This window comes from Thermodesulfobacteriota bacterium (assembly GCA_040753795.1).
Lineage (GTDB): Bacteria > Desulfobacterota > Desulfobacteria > Desulfobacterales > Desulfosudaceae > JBFMDX01.
The window spans coordinates 326,066-346,457 of sequence record JBFMDX010000003.1; the positions used below are offsets into that span (position 1 = coordinate 326,066).

Annotated in this window: 13 protein-coding genes and 1 riboswitch; of the genes, 10 read left to right on the forward strand and 3 right to left on the reverse strand. The window is 55.6% G+C overall.

Annotated elements, in window-relative coordinates:
- Window positions 1–175 precede the first annotated feature (175 nt).
- Window positions 176–1,147, reverse strand: a complete 972-nt coding sequence (locus AB1724_06370; GenBank protein ID MEW6077414.1) for a glycosyltransferase family 2 protein — start codon at window positions 1,145–1,147, stop codon at window positions 176–178.
- A 150-nt stretch (window positions 1,148–1,297) separates the two neighbouring features.
- The gene (locus AB1724_06375; GenBank protein MEW6077415.1) at window positions 1,298–2,422 is read right to left on the reverse strand and encodes an MBL fold metallo-hydrolase; all 1,125 of its coding nucleotides are present in this window, start codon (window positions 2,420–2,422) and stop codon (window positions 1,298–1,300) included.
- Window positions 2,423–2,670: 248 nt separating this feature from the next.
- Between AB1724_06375 and AB1724_06380 the strand changes: the two genes are divergently transcribed.
- From AB1724_06380 to AB1724_06395, 4 genes are read left to right on the forward strand one after another with little or no spacing between them, the layout of a single operon-like run.
- Window positions 2,671–5,187, forward strand: a complete 2,517-nt coding sequence (locus tag AB1724_06380; GenBank protein MEW6077416.1) for a glycogen/starch/alpha-glucan phosphorylase — start codon at window positions 2,671–2,673, stop codon at window positions 5,185–5,187.
- A gap of 12 nt (window positions 5,188–5,199) precedes the next feature.
- Entirely contained in the window at window positions 5,200–5,790 is a 591-nt protein-coding gene (locus AB1724_06385; protein ID MEW6077417.1) for a LemA family protein, read from the forward strand.
- 47 nt (window positions 5,791–5,837) lie between these two features.
- On the forward strand, window positions 5,838–7,733 hold the full coding sequence (locus AB1724_06390; protein MEW6077418.1) for a M48 family metallopeptidase: 1,896 nt from the start codon (window positions 5,838–5,840) through the stop codon (window positions 7,731–7,733).
- Window positions 7,734–7,786: 53 nt separating this feature from the next.
- Window positions 7,787–8,548 (forward strand): hypothetical protein, encoded by a 762-nt coding sequence (locus AB1724_06395; GenBank protein ID MEW6077419.1) that lies wholly within the window; start codon window positions 7,787–7,789, stop codon window positions 8,546–8,548.
- Window positions 8,549–8,558: 10 nt separating this feature from the next.
- On the opposite strand, the gene AB1724_06400 is transcribed toward AB1724_06395, so the two are convergent.
- Complete coding sequence (locus AB1724_06400; GenBank protein ID MEW6077420.1) at window positions 8,559–10,079, reverse strand: DUF1846 domain-containing protein; 1,521 nt, start codon at window positions 10,077–10,079, stop codon at window positions 8,559–8,561.
- Between the two features lie 215 nt (window positions 10,080–10,294).
- Here AB1724_06400 and AB1724_06405 point away from each other — a divergent pair, with 215 nt between their 5' ends.
- The 6 genes from AB1724_06405 to AB1724_06430 all read left to right on the forward strand — a co-directional run.
- Window positions 10,295–11,011: a flavodoxin family protein gene (locus AB1724_06405; protein MEW6077421.1), complete on the forward strand. Its 717-nt coding sequence runs from the start codon at window positions 10,295–10,297 to the stop codon at window positions 11,009–11,011.
- A gap of 48 nt (window positions 11,012–11,059) precedes the next feature.
- Window positions 11,060–11,884 (forward strand): 4Fe-4S binding protein, encoded by an 825-nt coding sequence (locus AB1724_06410; GenBank protein ID MEW6077422.1) that lies wholly within the window; start codon window positions 11,060–11,062, stop codon window positions 11,882–11,884.
- 397 nt (window positions 11,885–12,281) lie between these two features.
- Entirely contained in the window at window positions 12,282–13,805 is a 1,524-nt protein-coding gene (locus tag AB1724_06415) for a hypothetical protein (protein MEW6077423.1), read from the forward strand.
- A gap of 209 nt (window positions 13,806–14,014) precedes the next feature.
- Complete coding sequence (locus AB1724_06420; protein MEW6077424.1) at window positions 14,015–15,514, forward strand: hypothetical protein; 1,500 nt, start codon at window positions 14,015–14,017, stop codon at window positions 15,512–15,514.
- Window positions 15,515–15,992: 478 nt separating this feature from the next.
- Window positions 15,993–16,072, forward strand: a riboswitch (cyclic di-GMP riboswitch).
- Window positions 16,073–16,237: 165 nt separating this feature from the next.
- Window positions 16,238–17,128, forward strand: a complete 891-nt coding sequence (locus AB1724_06425) for a transglutaminase domain-containing protein (GenBank protein ID MEW6077425.1) — start codon at window positions 16,238–16,240, stop codon at window positions 17,126–17,128.
- Window positions 17,129–17,168: 40 nt separating this feature from the next.
- Window positions 17,169–20,392, forward strand: a 3,224-nt coding sequence (locus tag AB1724_06430) for an Ig-like domain-containing protein (protein MEW6077426.1), incomplete at its 3' end; no start/stop codon positions are given.

Sequence of the window (20,392 nt, forward strand, 5' to 3'; positions counted from 1 at the left end):
CCACAAAAACGGCCGGGAATAAACCGGATGGGGGGCGCGATCGATTTCGGTTTTTGAGCATGTGACGACATAAACGTCCTGCCGGTATGTATGGAGTAAGGACAGGCCAGGGTTGCATTAATCCGGTCAGCAAAATTTGCCGGCGTTTGAACGCGGGTTCATGACGGTCCCGGCATCAACGAAATGAAGACTTTTTTTCCGGATCTTCAATACCGATGGCAGACGCGATCACGTACAACGGCCGGCCTTTAACCTCCTCATACACGCGCGCCAGATATTCTCCCTGAATACCGTTGCTGACCATCAGAAGCCCTATCAGAAAAAAGAGAAAGACGGCCACGGTGGTAACGCCTCTGGCGACATGAATACCATGGAGCAAGGCGTCAACCCCGATCATCAGTCCCCGCAGAAAACTTAAAAAGGCGATCAAAAAGCCGACATATGTCCAAAGGCGCAAAGGAAAAGTGGAAAAGCCGAAAAGCCCGTCCAGAGCAAAATTCCACAGGCGAACAAACTTCCACTTTGACTGGTTAAGACGCCTCGTCCGGACCAGGTACGGAAAGCTGGTCACGCGGAATCCGGCCCAGGCGTAAATCCCCTTCATGAACCGTGTCCGTTCCGGCAATTGGTTGATGACCGCCACCACTTTCCCGTCGATAAGCCGGAAATCGGAACCACCCGGAAGAATATCGACCTGGGTGACGATACGCAGAATACGATAGTACAAACGGGTAAGATGCTTCTTGACGATTCCCTCCCCGGTTCTGGCCGTATTCAGCGGAACCACCATATCGTAACCCTCCTCCCGCCATAACCGGATCATTTCCGGGATAACGGCGGGCGGGTGCTGCAAATCAGCGTCAATAATAAGAACGGCCCTGCCTTTCGCAAAGCCGAGCCCGCAGGTCAGGGCCGCCTCTTTACCGAAATTGCGGGAAAAGCTTAAGCACTTGATGCGATGGTCGTTGCCATGGGCTGCCGCGATCACGGCCGCCGTCGCATCAGTGCTGCCGTCGTTAATAAAAAGCATTTCCCACGTGACCGGAAGCGTGTCAAGAACGGGGACGATTTCTTCCAGAAAAGGAGGGATATTATTCATCTCATTATAACATGGCACCAATACGGTAATATCAGCGTTGTCTTCCATCGGCGGGTCCCGGGATATTAATTAGTATGAAATCGGTTGAAGCATATAAACTACCGTCCTGATTGTCAATGTCTTCGTCTCATCTTGCGTTTATCCGAACCCGGCCGGGAAATTAACCGCAAATGAATATCCGCGCCGGTTGCCGCTGCTTTAAGGAATCCGGATATTGTTGCCGTAAAAAAGCGTCTGCCCGTGATTCAGGCGCATGAGACGATCGGACAATCCCTGTTTCTCCATCTCGCTGAAGATGTCCCGGGGAGGAAAGTGGACCGGTTCGTCTCCCAGACGGAACGTCCCCCAGTGGACCACCATCAAATGCCTGGCCCTCAGTTCCCGAAACGCCCGGACGGTTTCGACCGGGTTGATGTGGGACTCTTTCATGAACCACCGGGGTTCATAGGCGCCAAGATTGAAGATGGCCAGATCGATGTCGCCGACCTGGCGGATTTCCGCAAAATGATCGAACCAGGCCAGGTCACCGCTGATAAAAATCGTGATGCCGCCGGCCCCTTTAATCAGATAGGAACCCCACAGGGCGTCGTTGGGCCCGGTCAGAGGGTTGCGCATGGTCCAATGGTTGCAGGGGAGGAACACGATTTCCCGCCGGCCGTCATTCCAGGATTCAAACCAGTCCAATTCCGTATGCCGGTTCATGGCCAGCCGGCTGAATATCCGGCGATAGCCCGGGGGCGAAATGACATGGGTCGTCTTCTTGAACCGCTTCAGTGTTCTGACATCCAGATGATCATAGTGGCCATGGGTGATAAGAATGTGGTCCGGATCCGGCATCCGGCATCCGGTCCCTCCGGTCAGCGGCGAAAAATCCTTGAACCAGAAAAGGCCGGAGAGGACCGGATCAACCAGAATATAACGATCCACATCCTTAATCATGACGCAGGCATGGTTAATAAACGTGACGGCAACGCCCTGATGGGCTATGACCGGATCCCAGTTCATCTCCGTAGGGGTGACAGCTTCCTCCGGATAATACGGCTTGAAGGTGTTTTCCGAGGCCAGCTTCCAGCGCAGCAGACGCCAGACGTTTTTATGTTCCATGGAGGTGAAGGGATTTAGAAAATAGCCGTCACGATGGTGCATTTTTTTATCACACCACATTTTCAGAGTGAGGCCGTCAAGACCGGCCGGGGCTTCCCGTAAAGTTCGCTCCGCTCCGGCCCGTTTCCGGGGAAGAAAAAAACCAAACAGACCCATGATCAGAATCCTTCCGAACCATACCCACCCCTTTTTCAGAAAAGAGCGGCGACTCAAAAACATGGCGACATCTTTCCTATCCAAATTTAACTATTTACAGTATTATTGGAAACCAGCCAGGGTGTCAATCTGTTGCCCCGGGGAACGATGACCGGCGAGAAATAACCGCGACAGGCACCTTCATGGTTTCCCCTTGACATGCGCCTGGAAGCTTGTCATAACTATATGAAAAAATTAAAATATGACGCATTATCCGCGTCCGGTACGACCGCGCGCGTTTCTCGAACCATTAACGACATGGAGTACCCGGTATGAAAAACACCCCTAAACCGAAAAGTATTTCCACGACGCCTCCCCAGTGCTTCAACAATTCCGTTGACGCCATTAAAACCGGGGTCATTGAGAAACTGTTTTCCATGCGGGCCAAGTTTCCCGAAGTGGCCACCCCCATTGATTATTATCTCGCCCTTTCCTACGTCATCCGGGACCGGGTTCTGCACCGGTGGATCCACAGCGCCCATACCTATTTTGAGAAAGCCAGCCGGACGGTGGTTTATCTGTCCGCCGAATACCTCATGGGGCCCCAGCTGGGCAACAACATCATCAATCTGGGCCTATGGGAAACGGTCAACCGGGCGGTGAGTGAACTGGGCCTGTCGCTGGAGGATTTGCTGGAACTGGAAGAGGAACCCGGACTGGGAAACGGCGGCCTGGGCCGGCTGGCGGCCTGCTACCTGGATTCACTGGCCACCCTGCAGATCCCGGCCTTTGGATACGGCATCCGCTACGAGTTCGGCATTTTCGACCAGGCCATCAAGGACGGCTGGCAGGTGGAGGTGGCGGATACCTGGCTGCGCTATGGCAACCCCTGGGAGGTGCCCCATCCCGAACGCCGCACCGAGGTCAGATTCGGCGGATTCACCGAGACCTGGCACGATGAACAGGGCCGGTACCGTGTCCGCTGGATACCGGACCGGACCGTGCTGGGCACGCCCTACGATACCCCGGTGCTGGGCTACGGCGTCGGCAACGCCATCGTGCTCAGGCTCTGGCGGGCCGAAGCCCGTGAGTCTTTTGACTTTCAGGCCTTCAACGTGGGCAATTATTACAAGGCCGTTGACCAGAAAGTGGTCTCGGAAAACATCACCAAGGTACTCTATCCGAATGATGAGCCGGAGATCGGAAGACGTCTGCGCCTGGAACAGCAGTATTTCTTCGTCGCCTGTTCTCTGGCCGACATGCTTCATGTCTTCTTCCAGCGGGAGAAGAACCTGGACCGCCTGGCGGACAAATACGTGGTGCAGCTCAACGACACCCATCCGGCCGTGGCCGTAAGCGAAATGATGCGCCTGCTGGTGGATGATCACGGCCTGGACTGGGACCGGGCCTGGCGGATTACCACCCGGCTGTTTGCCTATACCAACCACACCCTGCTGCCGGAAGCGCTGGAAACCTGGGGGCTCCCCCTGTTCCAGGGAATCCTGCCGCGGCACATGGAAATTATTTACGAAATCAACCATCGCTTTTTAAGTGAAGTCAGCCGCCGCTACCCCGGCGACGGGGAACGGTTGAAGCGGATGTCCCTGATCGACGAGGGAGGCGAAAAACGGGTACGCATGGCCCACCTGGCCTGCGTGGGCAGCCGCGCCATCAACGGCGTGGCCGCGCTGCATACCACGCTCCTCCAGCAGACCATTCTCAAGGATTTTTATGAACTGTGGCCGGAAAAATTCTCCAACAAGACCAACGGCGTCACGCCCCGACGGTTCATGGTGCTGGCCAACCCCGGCCTGACCGACCTGATCTCCGGAACCATCGGTACCGGTTGGATAAGAGACCTTAATCAGTTAAAAGCCCTGGAACCTTATGCCGGGGATCCGTCCTTCTGTTCCCGGTGGGCGAACATCAAATACCAGTGCAAGTCCCACCTGGCCGACATTATTCAGAAGGAAACCGGGGCCATCGTGGATCCGGCCAGCCTGTTTGATATCCAGGTCAAACGCATCCATGAATACAAGCGCCAGCACTTGAACGTGCTCCACATCATCACCCATTACCGCCGTCTCAAACAGGGCCTCGCCCCGGACGCGCCGCCCCGCACGTTTGTTTTCGGCGGCAAGGCCGCCCCCGGCTACACCCTGGCCAAACTGATCATCCGGCTGATCAACGGTGTGGCCGCCGTGGTCAATAACGACCCGGATATCGGGGGCCGGATCAGGGTGGCCTTCTGCCGGGATTTCAACGTCAAGAACGCTCATCGGATATACCCGGCCGCGGATCTGTCCGAGCAGATTTCCACTGCCGGAAAGGAAGCCTCGGGGACCGGCAATATGAAATTTTCCCTGAACGGCGCCCTGACCATCGGCACCCTGGACGGCGCCAACGTGGAAATTCGCGAGGCCGTGGGCGCCGAAAACTTTTTCCTGTTCGGCCTGACCACGGAAGAGGTGGCGGCCGCCAAACAGAACGGATACCGCCCGCGGGACATGGTGGATCAGAACAATGAACTGCGCGAGACCCTGGATATGATTGCCGGCGGCGCTTTCTCCAGCGGCGACACCGGCATGTTCGCGCCCCTGATCGATTCTCTCCTGTACCGGGACGAATTCATGGTCCTGGCCGATTATGCCGCCTATGTGGCCTGTCAGGAAGAGGTCGGCCGGGTTTTCGCCGATCCCGTCCGGTGGCAGCGCATGTCGATCCTCAACGTTGCCCGGATGGGAAAATTCTCATCGGACCGCGCCATTGCCGAATACTGCCGGGATATCTGGCAGGTCGAACCGGTTCCCGTGGAACTGCCCGACATAACATGTGACAACAACCGATAAGGAGGGGGCTTTATGATCGCCGCATTGATTTTTCTGGGAGTAGTGGTTCTGCTGATCGTCATTGTCATCGGCCTTTACAATAACCTGGTGACACTGAAAAACCGTTTCAAGAACGCTTTTTCCCAGATCGACGTTCAGTTGAAGCGCCGCTATGACCTGATACCGAACCTGGTCGAAACCGCCAAAGGGTATATGAAACATGAACGCGAGGCCCTGGAGGCGGTCATCCGGGCCAGAAGCGGCGCCGTAAGCGCCAGCGAAGCGGCGGCCAGAAACCCCGGTGACCCGTCCGCCATGCAGGGCCTGGCCGGCGCCGAAAAAGCCTTGAGCGGCGCCCTCGGACGTATTTTCGCCCTGGCCGAAAGTTATCCGGATTTGAAGGCCAACCAGAACATGCTGGCCCTGCAGGAGGAGTTGACCACCACGGAAAACCGGATCGCCTTTGCCCGTCAGTCCTTTAACGACGCGGTCACCGTTTACAACATCGCGCGGGAGAAATTCCCCGGCAGCATCATCGCCACCCTGTTTAATTTCACCCCCGCGGAACTGCTCGCATCGACCGAATCAACGGAAGAGAAAAAAGCGCCCAAGGTCACTTTTTAACAGGGACTCCCGGGCACCCACCGTTTTCTTCCATTTTGGCGGCACCTATGGATTTCTTCTTACAGCAGGACAGAGCCCGATCAAAAACCGGCTTGCTGGTGGTCCTTTTTATCATCGCCGTTTCCCTGGTGACCCTGTCGGTATACGCCGCCATCATGGGCGTCATTTTATTCAACTCCACCGACCCCGGCGCCCGCTTCTTCGACCCTGAATTGTTCTTTACCATCGCCGGGGTAACGTTTGCCGTCATCTGCATCGGCAGCCTGATCAAAATCGCCGCCCTCTCCAAGGGCGGACGCTATGTTGCAGAAAGCCTCGGCGGCCAACTGATCAGCCCCTCGACCACCGAACCGGATCAGCGGAAACTCCTCAATGTCGTGGAAGAGATGGCCATCGCCTCGGGAACGCCGGTTCCGCCGGTGTATCTGCTCGAAAGCGAAAAGGGCATCAACGCCTTTGCCGCCGGGTTTTCCCCCAATGACGCCGTCATCGGCGTGACGGCAGGGTGCATCCGGCAATTGAACCGGGAGGAACTGCAGGGGGTGGTTGCCCATGAGTTCAGCCATATTCTTTACGGCGACATGCGCCTGAATATCCGCCTGATGGGTTTTCTGGGCGGCATCATGGTCATTGCCACCATCGGCGAAACCATCCTGCGCGGCTCCCGGCACAGCAGTTCCAGCGGCTCCGGCAAAAGCGGTAAAGGCGGCGGCCAGATTGCCCTCATCTCCCTCCTTCTGCTGGTCATCGGATATGCCGGCGTGATGATCGGACGGCTCATCCAGAGCGCCGTCTGCCGCCAGCGCGAATACCTGGCCGACGCTTCCGCCGTCCAGTTCACCCGCAGCACCGGAATCGCCGAGGCCTTAAAAAAAATCGGCGGGTTCTCTTCCGGCTCTAAAATCAGGTCCCCCGGAGCCGGCGAAGCCTGCCATATGTTTATCAGCAAGGCCGTCAGTTCACTCTTTGCCACCCATCCGCCGCTGGTCGACCGGATCCGTAGGATTGATCCGGAATTTTCAGGCGATTTTACGGACAGCAGGCCGCTGTCGTCCGCCGCCCTGACCGGCGAAGGACCGCTATCCTCCTTCCAGTCCGGGCAGACCATCGTCATGGACCCGGGCACCGCCATGAGACAAGCCGGCAGGATCAGGCCCGAAAACGTCGCTTACAGCGCCGCCATTCTGGCCGCCATTCCCGAACCGATCAAACGGGAAACGCAGGATATTCTCGGCGCTTCGGCGCTTGCCTGCGCGCTCCTGCTGAGCAGGGATCCGGCCCAACGACAGAAGCAGATGGATTTACTGAAGCGATCGGCTTCTCCCCAGCTGGTCAGACAAATAGAAACGGTGGAAAAAAGCGTTCGGGAACTTGCCCCGGGGCTGCGGCTGCCTGTCCTGGACACGGCCATCCCGGCGCTCCGGCAGATGTCGCCGGAGCAGTTCTCCACCTTCAAAGAACAAATTCAGGCCCTGATCGAAGCGGACAGCCGGATCACGGTTTTTGAGTTTGCCTTCGAGGAGATCATCACCCACCGGCTGACGGCGGCTTTTGTCGATAGCGCGCCGAAGATCCTTTACAAAAACATCATCCCGCTGACCGAGGACGCCGTTATCCTCTTGTCATTTTTGGCCAGGACCGGGCACAGGGTAAGGGAAACGGCCGACAAGGCTTTCCAGATGGCGGTGTCGGCGCTGCCCATACGGGGGAAAGAAACGCTGATGCCGGAGACAATGACTTTCCAGTCTCTTCATTCCGCCCTGGAACGTTTTTCCCGGGCATCGGCCGGTGTTAAAAAGACGATTTTCGACGCCTGCTGCCAATGCGTGCTCTTTGACGGCCGGGCATCCCTCGAGGAAACAGAGCTTTTGCGGGCCGTGGCCTTTGTCCTGGATATCCCCATGCCCCCGTTTATCATGGAACCCGTGACAGGAAAACATTGACAGGCAGCGTGGTTACGGATAGATATGACACATTTTCCTTAAGGAAGCCGGATATGGACGAGCCCCTGCCGAACATCAACACCGCTCCGCTCCCGAATTTTTTCACCAGAAAAGTCCTGGCCTGGGCCGCCGGCCTGTTGCTGGCTCTGCTTCTGATCATCGTCATCCTGGTGATCGTTTGTTTTCTTGTCTTCCGCAGTCTTTACGAGAGAGCGCCGGACCCCATTGTTTCCTATCAGGTGGACAAAACGATCAAAGCAAAGATGCCCGAATGGGTGCCCGTGGAGGCGACCGTTCCCAACACCATCCCGGTAAAACTCTCCAAGGTCCTGGAAGCGGACATCCCCTTCAAGCAGGACGTGGATGTGTGGGTCGACAATGATTTCACCGTCCCCCTGGACGTGACCATCTCCGTTCCCATTGACCAGGAGATCTTCGTGGAGGCCGATGTCCCCATAGTGACGGAGATCCCCCTGGACGGCGTCCGGGTGAAAACCAGCCTCTGGGGATTGAAGGACATCAGTTTTCCTTTGAGCGGGACCTTCCCGGTGAACATTACCATCCCCTTTAAGGGTCCGCTGCACGTAAGAACGGACGCCGACGTAAGGGTTCAGCAGAACGTGACCGTTCACGTGAACAAACTCTTCACCTTCCCGCTCGATATAAAGGCCCACGTCAGCCTGCCGATTGATGACGTCTTCCAGGTGAGTCTGCCTGAGGTCGTTACGGTCAGCGCCCGGGTCCCCCAAAATGTGCCGGTTGATGTCCAGGTACAACTCGATCTTCCCAAGCAGTCTATCTTCGCGGGCGATTAGTCCCGATCAATTACATGGTGTAAAGATCATTGGACATGAATACCGGGTCCGTGGTCAGGTTGACCCCGAGACGTCGAATGCCCTCTTCATCACCCGGCGACGGCATGTGGGTCATATGCATTTCGCACCCCTTGAACTCCTTGAGCCCCTCCATGGCCAGTTGAACGGTATGGTTGCTCAAGGCACTGATGGCCAGCGCGATCAGCGTTTCCTGAAGGTCAAGGTTCATGTTCTTTTCCCCCAGGAGGTTGGTTTTCAGGTCGGTGACGATATCGCATATGTTCTGGGGCAGAAGATGGATTTTGGCGGGAATGCCGGCCATATGTTTCAACGCCCGGGTGATAACGCTGGAGGCGCCGTGCATGCGGGGGGAATTGCTGCCGGAGATAACGGTCCCGTCCCGGAGTTGAATGGCGGCGCCGAAACAGGGCCCGTCCGTCGCCCGGCGGGGATCCTTTTCCGCCTCCAGGGCGGCTTCCCGTGCCGGCACAACCACCGGCCGGTCCTCAACGGTAAGATTATACTCTTTCATCAGCAGTTCCGCCCGCTGCAGGGTTTTCCTATCGGTCAGGCCCAGGGCATATTCGCACTGATACCGGAGATACCGGCGGATGAGCTCCTGTTTGGCCGCCGCCCTGGCCCCTTCATCGTCGATGATGGCGAACCCCACCCGGTTGACACCCATGTCCGTCGGGGATCGGTAACAGCAGGTATCGCCGGAAATCTTTTCCAGTATCCTCCTTAAAACCGGAAAAATATCCACATCACGGTTGTAATTGACGGCCTGGGTGCCGCATGCCTCAAGATGAAAAGGGTCGATCATGTTGATATCCGCCAGGTCCGCCGTGGCCGCCTCATAGGCGGCGTTGACCGGGTGCTTGAGCGGAAGGTTCCAGACGGGAAAAGTTTCAAACTTGGCGTAGCCCGCGGAAATGCCGCGGCGGTTGTCGTGATACATCTGGGACAGGCAGGTGGCCATCTTGCCGCTGCCGGGGCCAGGACCGGTCACGATCACCAGTGGGGAATCGGTCGGGACATAATCGTTGGCGCCGTAACCTTCTTCACTGACAATCAGGCTTACGTCGGTGGGATACCCTTTGGTGTAGTAATGGGTAAACACATCGATGCCCCGGCGTTCCAGTTTGTTTTTAAAAATGACGGCCGCCGGCTGCTGTTCAAACCGGGTGATAATAACGCCCCGAACCCTGACCTCCCATTTTTTCAGGTCATCGATGATTTTCAGGATATCCGTTTCGTAGGTGATGCCGAAATCCGCCCGGAGCTTTTTCCGTTCGATATCACCGGCATAGATGCAGATCAGCACTTCCGCCTGGTCTTTGAGCTCCTGAAGCAGCCGGATTTTAATATTGGGATCATATCCGGGCAACACCCGGGCCGCGTGGTAGTCAAAAAGGAGCTTGCCGCCAAACTCCAGATAAAGCTTGTCCCCGAACTGCTTGATGCGCTCCCTGATCTCCCGGGCCTGCTCCCGCAGGTAACGTTCATTGTCGAAAATGGCTTTTGTCAGCATTTTCATTGCCCCTGTTTTTAAAAAATTATGTTTTCCGGAATGAAATGGCGGCCCGTGTTTGAAAAACAGCGGGTTTGTCAGGGACCTATATCAGGCCCGGACTCACGGATCAATATTTTTATGGACGCAATCCGCCCGCCCGGATTTTTCCGATGGAAAGTGCCGTGACATGAAAAGCGTTTTGATATACAACTCCCAATATGGAGGAATAAGTCATGAAAATTACCGTATTCAATGGGAGCCCCAAGGGCAGGCGGGGCAACACCAGCGTGGTGGCGGAGGCCTTCATGCGCGGCGCCGAAGCCGCCGGCGCGGAGACGGAATATGTTCTGCTTCACAAAAAGAAGATCAACCACTGTACCGGATGTCTCTCCTGCTGGACAAAGACGCCCGGCCAATGCGTCCAGCGGGACGACATGGCGGAACTGGCGGAAAAATATCTGGCGTCGGACATCGTCGTCCTGGCCACGCCGCTTTATGTGGACAATGTCTCCGGCATGACCAAGGTCTTCATGGACCGCCTGATGATCGTATGCGACCCGCACTTTGAACCGGATGAGACCGGCGAAACCCGGCACGTGAGAACAGCCTGGAAGCTGCCGAAAATCGCCGTAATTTCCACCTGCGGCTTTCCCGAGCAGTCCCAGTTCCAGGTGCTCAAATTGCTGTTCAGACGCATGGCGCGGAACATGCAGGGCGAACTGGCGGCGGAAATCTACCGCAGCCAGGGCAATCTGCTGACCATCCCCCACGACATCATCACGCCGATCGTGGAAAAATATAAAAAGACCGTGGAGGCAGCCGGACGGGAACTGGTCGAGCAAGGTAAAATTTCGGCAGCCACCGCGGCGGAACTTGACGCCCCCCTGGTTCCGAAAGAATTGTACATCGACGGCGCCAACCGGCACTGGGACAAGGCCGGGAAGCGATAATCGGTCGGTCGGCGGGACATTTTCCGGAAATCAAAAGGAAAATTCATAATGGACAGAGACAGACAATTAAAAAAAGTGCGCTTTTACAAAAGATTTTTCCCGAAAAAATTTCCCCGGTACAACCCGGCCCGCCTTAAATTTATCGCCAGGATCATCGAGAAAAAATACCTGGAGGGCGACGAACTGTTCTGCCTGCCCCACGACCATGTCATTGCCATCGGGAAAACCATCGAAAAGGGACCGGACACCATCCTGCCCTCAAAGGTGGTCGAACATTTTATTGAAAAAGCGAGTTTCCGGTTCGTGATGAACAAATGCATCTGCCGCGAGTGCATGCCCTGCAAAACCTATCCTCATGAAATCGGGTGCCTTTTCCTTGGCGAACCGGCCCGGGATATTCACCCCGATCTGGGCCGGGAACTGACCGTGGCCGAAGCCCTGGAGCACGTCCGCATGGCGGCCGCAAAAGGGCTGGTCTTTTCCGTGGGCAAAAGCAAACTTGATACGGTCTGGCTCGGCATCGGCCCGGGGGACAGGCTTTTCACCATCTGCATGTGCTGCCCCTGCTGCTGCATCACCCGCGGCCTGGTCACGGGTCATCCCCTGCTGGGCAGAAATTACAACCGCATGCCGGGCCTGACAATGACGGTGACGGACGACTGCGCCGGTTGCGGGACATGTATTGAGGATGGCGTCTGCATTTTCGACGCCATCCACCTGGAGGAGGGAATGGCGCGGATCAATGACAACTGCAAGGGTTGCGGCCGCTGCGCTGAAAAATGCCCGCACCAGGCCATTCAGGCGGTTATCGAAAACCGGGATTACGTCACCCGGGCCATCGAACGGCTGAGTTCGAAAATCGATGTCACCTGACGGCCGATGCAAAAAACGGTTGACGGGCCAGTTTTCATGCCCTATATTATTCCCCACTATATAAGTGTGATTGTTTTCTGCCGGCCATAAGCGTACCATGCCCCATCATGGAATGCCCTCGATACAGAAAATTCAATCCGTACAAGCTGTCGGCCCCTACCAATGACCGACAGCAAAAATTTGCTGTAAAACGCGTAAAAAATCCTTTTCACGCCGGCACTATTTCTGTACCATCCAGCGCAAAAAAAAATACAACCACCGAAGAGGAAATGAAAAAATGTTCTATAGACGTCATCCGCGCATCCGATCCGCGGTTCTGTTCGGTTCCGCGGTTCTGTTCTTCGCCGTTCTGCTGGCTGCCGGTACCGCCGCCGCCTGAGGCGGTCCCAAGCTGACCGTGGATGTCAGCCCCGTCGGAGGAGGAGATATCACCTCCAATGATTTCGGCTACGCTCATGCCCCATACGCGTATCCGGAAAATTTTTCGACCAATACCACCTACACCCTTACGGCGGTACCCAACACGGCCGGCGGATATGCTTTTTCCCACTGGGAGATTCAAACCATCACCATCGCCTGTTCGGGCGACACGATTTCAACCAGCAACGCCATTCAAAATCCGTTAACCGTGAGCATCGCCACCCAGGGACAATACGTTACCGCCCGCTTCATTGAGGTGTCCGCGGCGCCGGCCCTCTATTTTCCCCATGTCTCCACTAAATCTCCCTGGCAGACGGAAATTGCCGTTATCAACACCAACACCGATCGCAACATGATCGGCTCATTGCGGGCCATGAGCGACAACGGCGACCTGCTAGACGCCAAATCCATCACGCTCTACCCCCGTGGACGGAGACAATTCAACGTTGCCGACTGGTTTACCGATCCCGACCGGATAGGCTACATTGTTTTTATCTCCGATGTTGAAGGGGCCGTGGGTTACACGAAGTTCTTTCAGGAAGGCCTTTTCCGCACCGCCATCCCGGCGGTTTCCGAGATAAACGAAGCCGATATCTATATCCCGCATATCGCTTCCAACGATACCTTCTGGACCGGGATCAGCCTGGTCAACACTTCCATCGAGACCAAAACGCTGACCATCACATTTAACGACGGGCGTCGTTCCACCGTCACGCTGAATGCCAACGAACACAAATCGCTTACCATCTCCAGCCTTTTTAACGGGCAGCAGCAGCCGGGCATTAAATCCGCGGTCATCGGCAACGCCGCCGGTATCATCGGCCTGGAAATGTTCGGCACCGACAATCAGCTGGACGGCATCCTGCTGACCGATCAGACGGACGCGACCATCTACTACCCCCACGTCGCCGATACTACCAAGTGGTGGACCGGCATCGTGGCCTATAACCCGTCAAATTCTGATAGCCGGATCACCATCACCCCATACAGCGCCAGTGGGACCGCCCTGGCCGCGTCGAGTCTTTCCATAGCCGGAAAGCAAAAATATGTCGGTGTGGTAAAAAATTTGGATCTGCCCGACCAGACGGCCTGGTTTAAAATCACCGCCACCCAGCCCCTCAGCGGTTTTGAACTGTTCGGCACTTTGGACGGAAGCCAGCTGGCGGCCTATGCTGAAAAAAGCGGATCCGGCGCCAAGGAGGGTGTTTTTGCCAAGATCGAAAAAAGCGGCTGGACCGGCATCGCCTTTGTCAACACGGAAACCGGCGCCGCGTCCGTAACCCTGTCCGCCTACCACAACGGCGGCACGCTGCTGGCTACCCGGACCATCACCGTCGGGGGACATGCCAAGGTGGTCAACCTGGTGGAAAGCATGTTCGCGGACCAGGATATCAGCAACGCCACCTATATCACCTATTCCGCGGACAAATATGTGGTCGGCTTTCAACTCAACGGCTCATCCGACAATACGATGCTTGACGGGCTGCCGTCGCTTGACTGAAGCAGATCCGGAGGCACCCTCCCCCCTCTGGGGAGAATGTTTTGTAATAGCGTAACTTCAGACGTCTGATAAGGAGATAAAAAATGACTCACACCATTCCCTGGCGCAATCGACTTACCTATATGATCGGTTTTCTTCTTCTGGCCCTGGCCTGCGGCGGCGTCATGACGCCCGGTATCGCCACCGCCTGAGGCGGCCCCCAGCTGACCGTGACTGTCAGCCCGATTGGCGGCGGCGATCTCTCATCCAAGGAATTCGGCGACGAAGGGCCCATTCCTTTTCAATACCCATCCTATTTTTCATGCAGCAACGTATACACCCTGACGGCGCTGCCCGATACCGAGGGAGGGTATGTGTTTGACTACTGGACGATTCAAACGGCAACCGGGACCACCGCTTCCTCCAGTACGACGATTACCGTCCCGGTTGCCGAGGATAAAACGGTGACGGCCCATTTTGTCGACCCGTCAACCGTTATCTCCGTCTATTATCCGCATGTGACCACCCGATCACCCTGGCAGACGGAAATCGCCCTTGTCAACACGTCATCCAACCAGGCGGTTACCGGCGTCCTGAAGGCATTCAGCGACACCGGCACGCTGGTGGACATCATGGACATTACCCTTGCCCGCAACGGCCGGCGGCAAATCATTGTCGCCAGCGAATTTCCCCGTCATGCTGAAATCGGGTATTTCGTCTTTGTCACCGATGTTAACGCGATTCGGGGTTACACGAAATTATACCAGTCAGGCGTCTATCGGACGGCCATCCCCGCCGTAACCGAAAACAACGCTTCGGACGTCTACATATCGCACATCGCCTCCAACGACACCTTCTGGACGGGCATCAGCCTGGTCAATACCAACCTGGCATCGAAAAGACCGACCATCACCTTTAACGATGGACGAACATATTCGCTGACCATGGCGCCGGGAGAGCATAAATTTTTTACTATCGACAGCCTGTTCGGCGGCCAGCCCCAGCCGGATATTAAATCCGGTGTCATCTCCAATGCCGCCGGCATCATCGGCCTGGAGCTTTTCGGCACCGACACACAGCTGGACGGGATCCTCCTGACCGATGACACGACCTCGACCATATATTATCCCCATGTGGCCGATATGACCAAGTGGTGGACCGGCATCGTGGCCTACAATCCGGCCAACACGGCCTGCGCCATCACCATCACCCCATACAGCGCGGCCGGCCAGGCGCTTACCCCTTCCAGCGTTAATATCGGGGCCAAAGCAAAGTATGTCGGCGTCGTCAAAAACCTGGGGCTCCCCGCGGATACGGCCTGGTTTAAAATTGACGCCGCCCAGCCCTTAAGCGGCTTTGAGCTTTTCGGTACCCTGGATGGGAAGCAACTGGCGGCTTACGCCGAAGGAAGCGGCGCCGGCGCGAAAAGAGGTGTTTTTGCCAAGATCGAAAAAAGCGGCTGGACCGGCATCGCCTTCGTCAACACCGAAAGCACCGCCGCCTCCGTCACCTTGACCGCTTACAGCAACAGCGGAACCGCACTGGCCACCAAGGCCATCAGTGTCGGGACACATGCCAAGGTGGTCAATCTGGCGGAGAACATCTTTGCCCCGCAGAGCATCACCAACGCCACCTACATTGCCTTTACTTCCAGCAGAAATGTGGTGGGCTTCCAGCTCAACGGCTCTTCCGACGACACGATGCTGGACGGTCTGCCGTCGCTTAAATGATTTCCGGTGTTCAAGTTCTCAAGCTGATCAATAATTGAGCCCCTTGTCTCCATGACAAGGGGCTCAATTATTTCAACATCGCCGGCGAAATGGACGAGATGTTCCGGAAAAAAGAAGGGGCGCAGCCGGCAGCCGCAACCCCTTGAATTTGCTGGCGCGCCTGGAGGGACTCGAACCCCCTACCTACGGATTAGAAGACAGAACCTTTGAGCTTCCTAACCTCATGATATGACGTAAGATGCCGTAGGTAAAAGGGATTTCGATTCCCTCCTTTCCCTTCTTTTTTATTGTTTTAGCTCATTTCGGAACAAAAGTCCCACACAGAAGTTGGGAAAAGCATCAACACGGGGCCTGACATTCATTCTGTGTCAGGCCCTTTTTTTTGCGATGGTTATTGGTTCATGACAAAATCAATATCTTCACAAGATTTTTGTTGACATCGGAAAACAGATGGTACAGTTATGAACGGAAAACAATCTCATGCTAAAGCCAAACTCCGGGTAACCGGGGGACGGAAAGCAACGGGTCTTTAAACGGAAAGACAGCCGGGCCGCCATGAGGGCAAAACATAAAGCCGGATTGTCATTCTTCTAATGATGATCCGGTTTTTTTGTTTGGGGAAGGGAAACGAAGCAGTTCGTAGGGAAGGCGGGGGTCCTGATATTTCTGCTTATATCAGCGCGTTAATTTTAAAAGCACCATTTGTTTTGTAAGAACCGGTCTATGAAAAAGATATGGCCGTGGCCTGCGCTGGCGCTGATCCTGCTGGGGATCGCATTATCTGTATGGATTCAACGGGCGAGACAAAACAGTTCGTATATACTCTCAAAACAAATCCGATACAGTTTCACCGTTCAGAATATCACCAATCAGGTGATCAAAGACGGCGTTCTTTCGGTCTATGCGCCGGTAAAGCAGACATCCGCCCAGTTATGCACGGCTATCGAAACCTCATATCCTCATGAACTGGTAGTCGACACCCTTGGCAATCAGATCCTGACGTTTTCCTTCAGCGAATTTCCTCCTTTTGCGACGAAAATAATCACCATCAAGGCCGACCTGCTGTTTGCGGACAAGCCCGTCCGGCGGGCCGTCAGCAGGAAAGACCGCGACCTTTTTTTACAGCCGGAGAAGTATGTTGAATGCGATCAGCCGGCGATTGCGTCACAGGCGCGAGCGTTTAAAAACTGGCGCTCCCTCCGAACCGCGGAAAATATATTCAAGTGGGTCGCCGATAACATCCAGAGCGACGGGTACGTGCGCAATGAGAGAGGGGCGGTGTATGCCTTGAACAACAAAAAGGGGGACTGCACCGAATATATGGATCTGTTCACGGCCTTATGCCGGGCGGCGAAGATTCCGACCCGAAGAGTCGGGGGATATGTTTGTCCTGGTAACGCCGTTCTGTCAGCCTCCGCATTCCACAACTGGGCTGAATTTTACCATGGCCGCCGATGGTATCCGGCGGATCCGCAAAACCGGGTTTTCATGAAGAATGCAGAAACCTATGTCGCCATGAGAATTATAAGTGATGCCGTAGCAAATGATATTATGCAGGGCTCCAACCGCTTTCATCTACGGGGAGAAGGCCTGACAGTTAAAATGGATATGTAAGAGGACCTCTTACGATAAAACCACCATCATGGGGGAAGGGATGAGTACGAGCAATCGATTGAGACAAGGGGTTTCTTTTCTGATAGCCGCTGTTTTCTGCATCATGGGCTTCTGGACGACCTCGGCTGTTGCTGCTGAAACATTTTGCGCTTCGGTCAAGATTGAGATCCGGCAGCAATTGTCCCTGGAGCGACAAGCCTTTGATGCGCATATGCGCATTAATAACGGTCTTTCCAATATGGATCTTACCGACCTCAATGTGACCATTACTTTTACGGACAAAGAAGGAAATCCGGTAATTGCGACCACCAATCCGAATGACAATCGAAATTATCCCGAGGTCGGTTTTTTTATTCGAAAAGACTCGGACAATATTGCCGCCATTGATTCCGAAGGCTCTTGGGAAATTAATGACGTTGTCGCCTCGTCTTCATCCGATCTTCACTGGCTTATTATCCCGGTTCCAGGCTCGGCAGGCGACCAGCCCGATGGCAAACTTTATTATGTCGGGGCCAAGTTATCCTACAGGATGGGTACGGGAGGAGACGAGCAGGTCGTTAACGTTACACCGGACTATATCTATGTTAAGCCCTTGCCTGATCTGACCTTGGACTATTTCTTGACTCGACAGGTCTATGGCGATGACCCTTTGACTTCTGGAGTCGAACCGTCGGTCCCGTTTACGCTCGGTGTGAGAGCAAAGAACACGGGCAACAACTCTGCATATAGATTGAAGATCGATTCCGCGCAACCAACAATTATCGAAAACTCCCAAGACTTATTGATCGGGTTTTCCATAATCGCCAGTGAAGTGAACGGGGTGACGACCGATAACAGTCTGCTGGTTGAACTGGGAGATGTCGCGCCGGGAAAAGCCGCGGTCGGGCGCTGGCAGATGATCTGCAGCCTGGCCGGTGAATTTACCGAGTTCAACGCCAGCGTATCGCATGCGGATGGGCTTGGTGGGCAGGTGACGTCAATCATCAGCGGCATCAACACCCTGTCTCTTGCCAAGGACGTGCTTGTGGATCTGCCGGGGCGGGACAGTGTTGCGGACTTTCTGGCAAGAGATATTGAAGCGCCATATGCCATTACGAAAGTATGTGAATCAGAGGCCGTGGGGGAAACCTGGGACACGGATGTCGTCACCTATGTCGCTACTGCTGTCCAATCCGGTGGCCTTTATAAGATCGACTTTACTCCGTCGGGTGCGCCGGGTGAATTCATTTATTGTAAGGTCACAGATCCGTTTGACGGGCAGAAAGCCATCAGCGAGGTCATTCGCAGCGACGGAAAACGGGTAAAAGCTCAAAACGCATGGCTATCCAAGGAACGGACCGATCCGGACCACCCTGAAGCCGGTTGGAGTTATTATGTCAATTTGTTTGATGTGAATACTACCGGCAGGTATGACGTTGCTCTTGGTAATGCTGCCGGCAATCAACCCCCATCATTTGTTCCTGCGCTGTCAAAAACCGGAGTCGAAGGTCAGGAATTGATATTTGAAGTCCGGGCCACGGATCCGGAAGGGGATACGCTCCAGCTTTCCCTTTCCAATCTGCCGGACGGTGCGAACTTTACGGACAACGGCGATGGTTCCGGAACGTTCTGCTGGACGCCCAGCGCCGGTCAGGCTGGTTCTTACATGCTTTCCTTCCGGGCTTCCGATGGCGAACTGATCACCATGCAGATTGTGCCGGTGACCATTTCCGCGGGCAATGACAGCGACGGCGACGGCATGGATGATAACTGGGAATTGGAGCATTTCGGAAATCTGGACCGGGATGGCAGCGGCGATTTTGACGGCGACGGCATCTCCGACCTGGATGAATACGTAAATGACACCGATCCGACCAGAGAAGACTATGGCCCATCCGCTCCGGCCATTGCGTCGCCGGGAGACGGTCAGGAAACGTCGGCCCTTTCTCCGACCCTGGAAATCGACAACAGCACGGACCCTGACGGCGACAGCCTGACTTATGATTTTGAAGTGTTTTCGGACCCGCAATTCACCAGTCAGGTGGCGGCGGGCCAGAACGTAGCGGAAACCGCTGACCAAACTGCCTGGATCGTCAGCGGAACCCTGAATGACAATACCCTCTATTACTGGCGGGTCCGGGCTTTTGACGGCGTCGGTTACAGCCTGTGGACATACGGCGCCTTTTTCGTGAACACGGCCAATGACGCGCCCGGCGCTTTTCATATCAGTCGGCCGGCCGCCGGTTCTTTTGTGGATACAACAACGCCCGTGCTTGAAGTCACCAACAGCACTGATATTGATCGGGATGTCCTGACATATAATTTCGAGGTTTTTGCGGACGCCGATCTGACAACGGCGGTCACTTCGACCGCGAGTATCCCCCGAGGCGCCGGTGGCGCCACCGCCTGGACGGTTGATACCGCTCTTGTTGATGGAAACCAGTATTACTGGCGGGCCATAGCCGTTGATCCCCACGGCGGGCAGACCGCAACGGCAACCGGCTCGTTCACCGTGCTGCTGTCCAACCAGGCGCCGACGTCGCCGGCCATCAGCGTGCCTACCGACGGTGCGACGGTGACCGCCAACAGCCTGGACATCATCGTTTCAAGTGCCGAAGACGCGGACAGCGATCCGCTGGTTTATGATTTTCAGATGGATATCGTCGATACGTTTGACGGCCCGGGCCTGGTCACGGCCGAAGGCGTTGTCGGCGACGTCTGGACGATAGCCTGGTATGTGACCGACCTGGCGGGCAACACTACTTATTATTGGCGGGCGCGGGCCTTTGACGGCCAGGCTTACGGCCCCTGGGTGACGGGACGCTTTTTCGTCAATCCGGTGAATGAGGCTCCCCTGGCGCCGACCCTCAAGAACCCGGGCGAAAACGCCTGGGTCAATACATTGACGCCGGAACTGTCCGTTCATCCGGCGGTTGACCCGGACGGCGACAACCTGACCTATTATTTCGAGGTTTACGCGGACAGCACGTTGGAGACGCTGGTCTATTCCGGCACGTCATCCCAGCCGTCTTTGGTTGTACCCTCCGGCCTTAACGATAATACCCGTTATTACTGGCGGGCCATGGCTGAAGATCCGGCCGGCGAGATAAGCGGCTGGACGGCGGCGGCGACATTCTTTATCAAGCAGTATGCATCCGCCCCGGATGAGCTGACGGTGAACGTGACAGCCAATGCCGGCGATCCTCTTTCTAACGTGCCCGTATACGCCTTTTCAGCGTCAGGGACTTATACCGGCCTCAACACAATAACGGACGCCGACGGCGT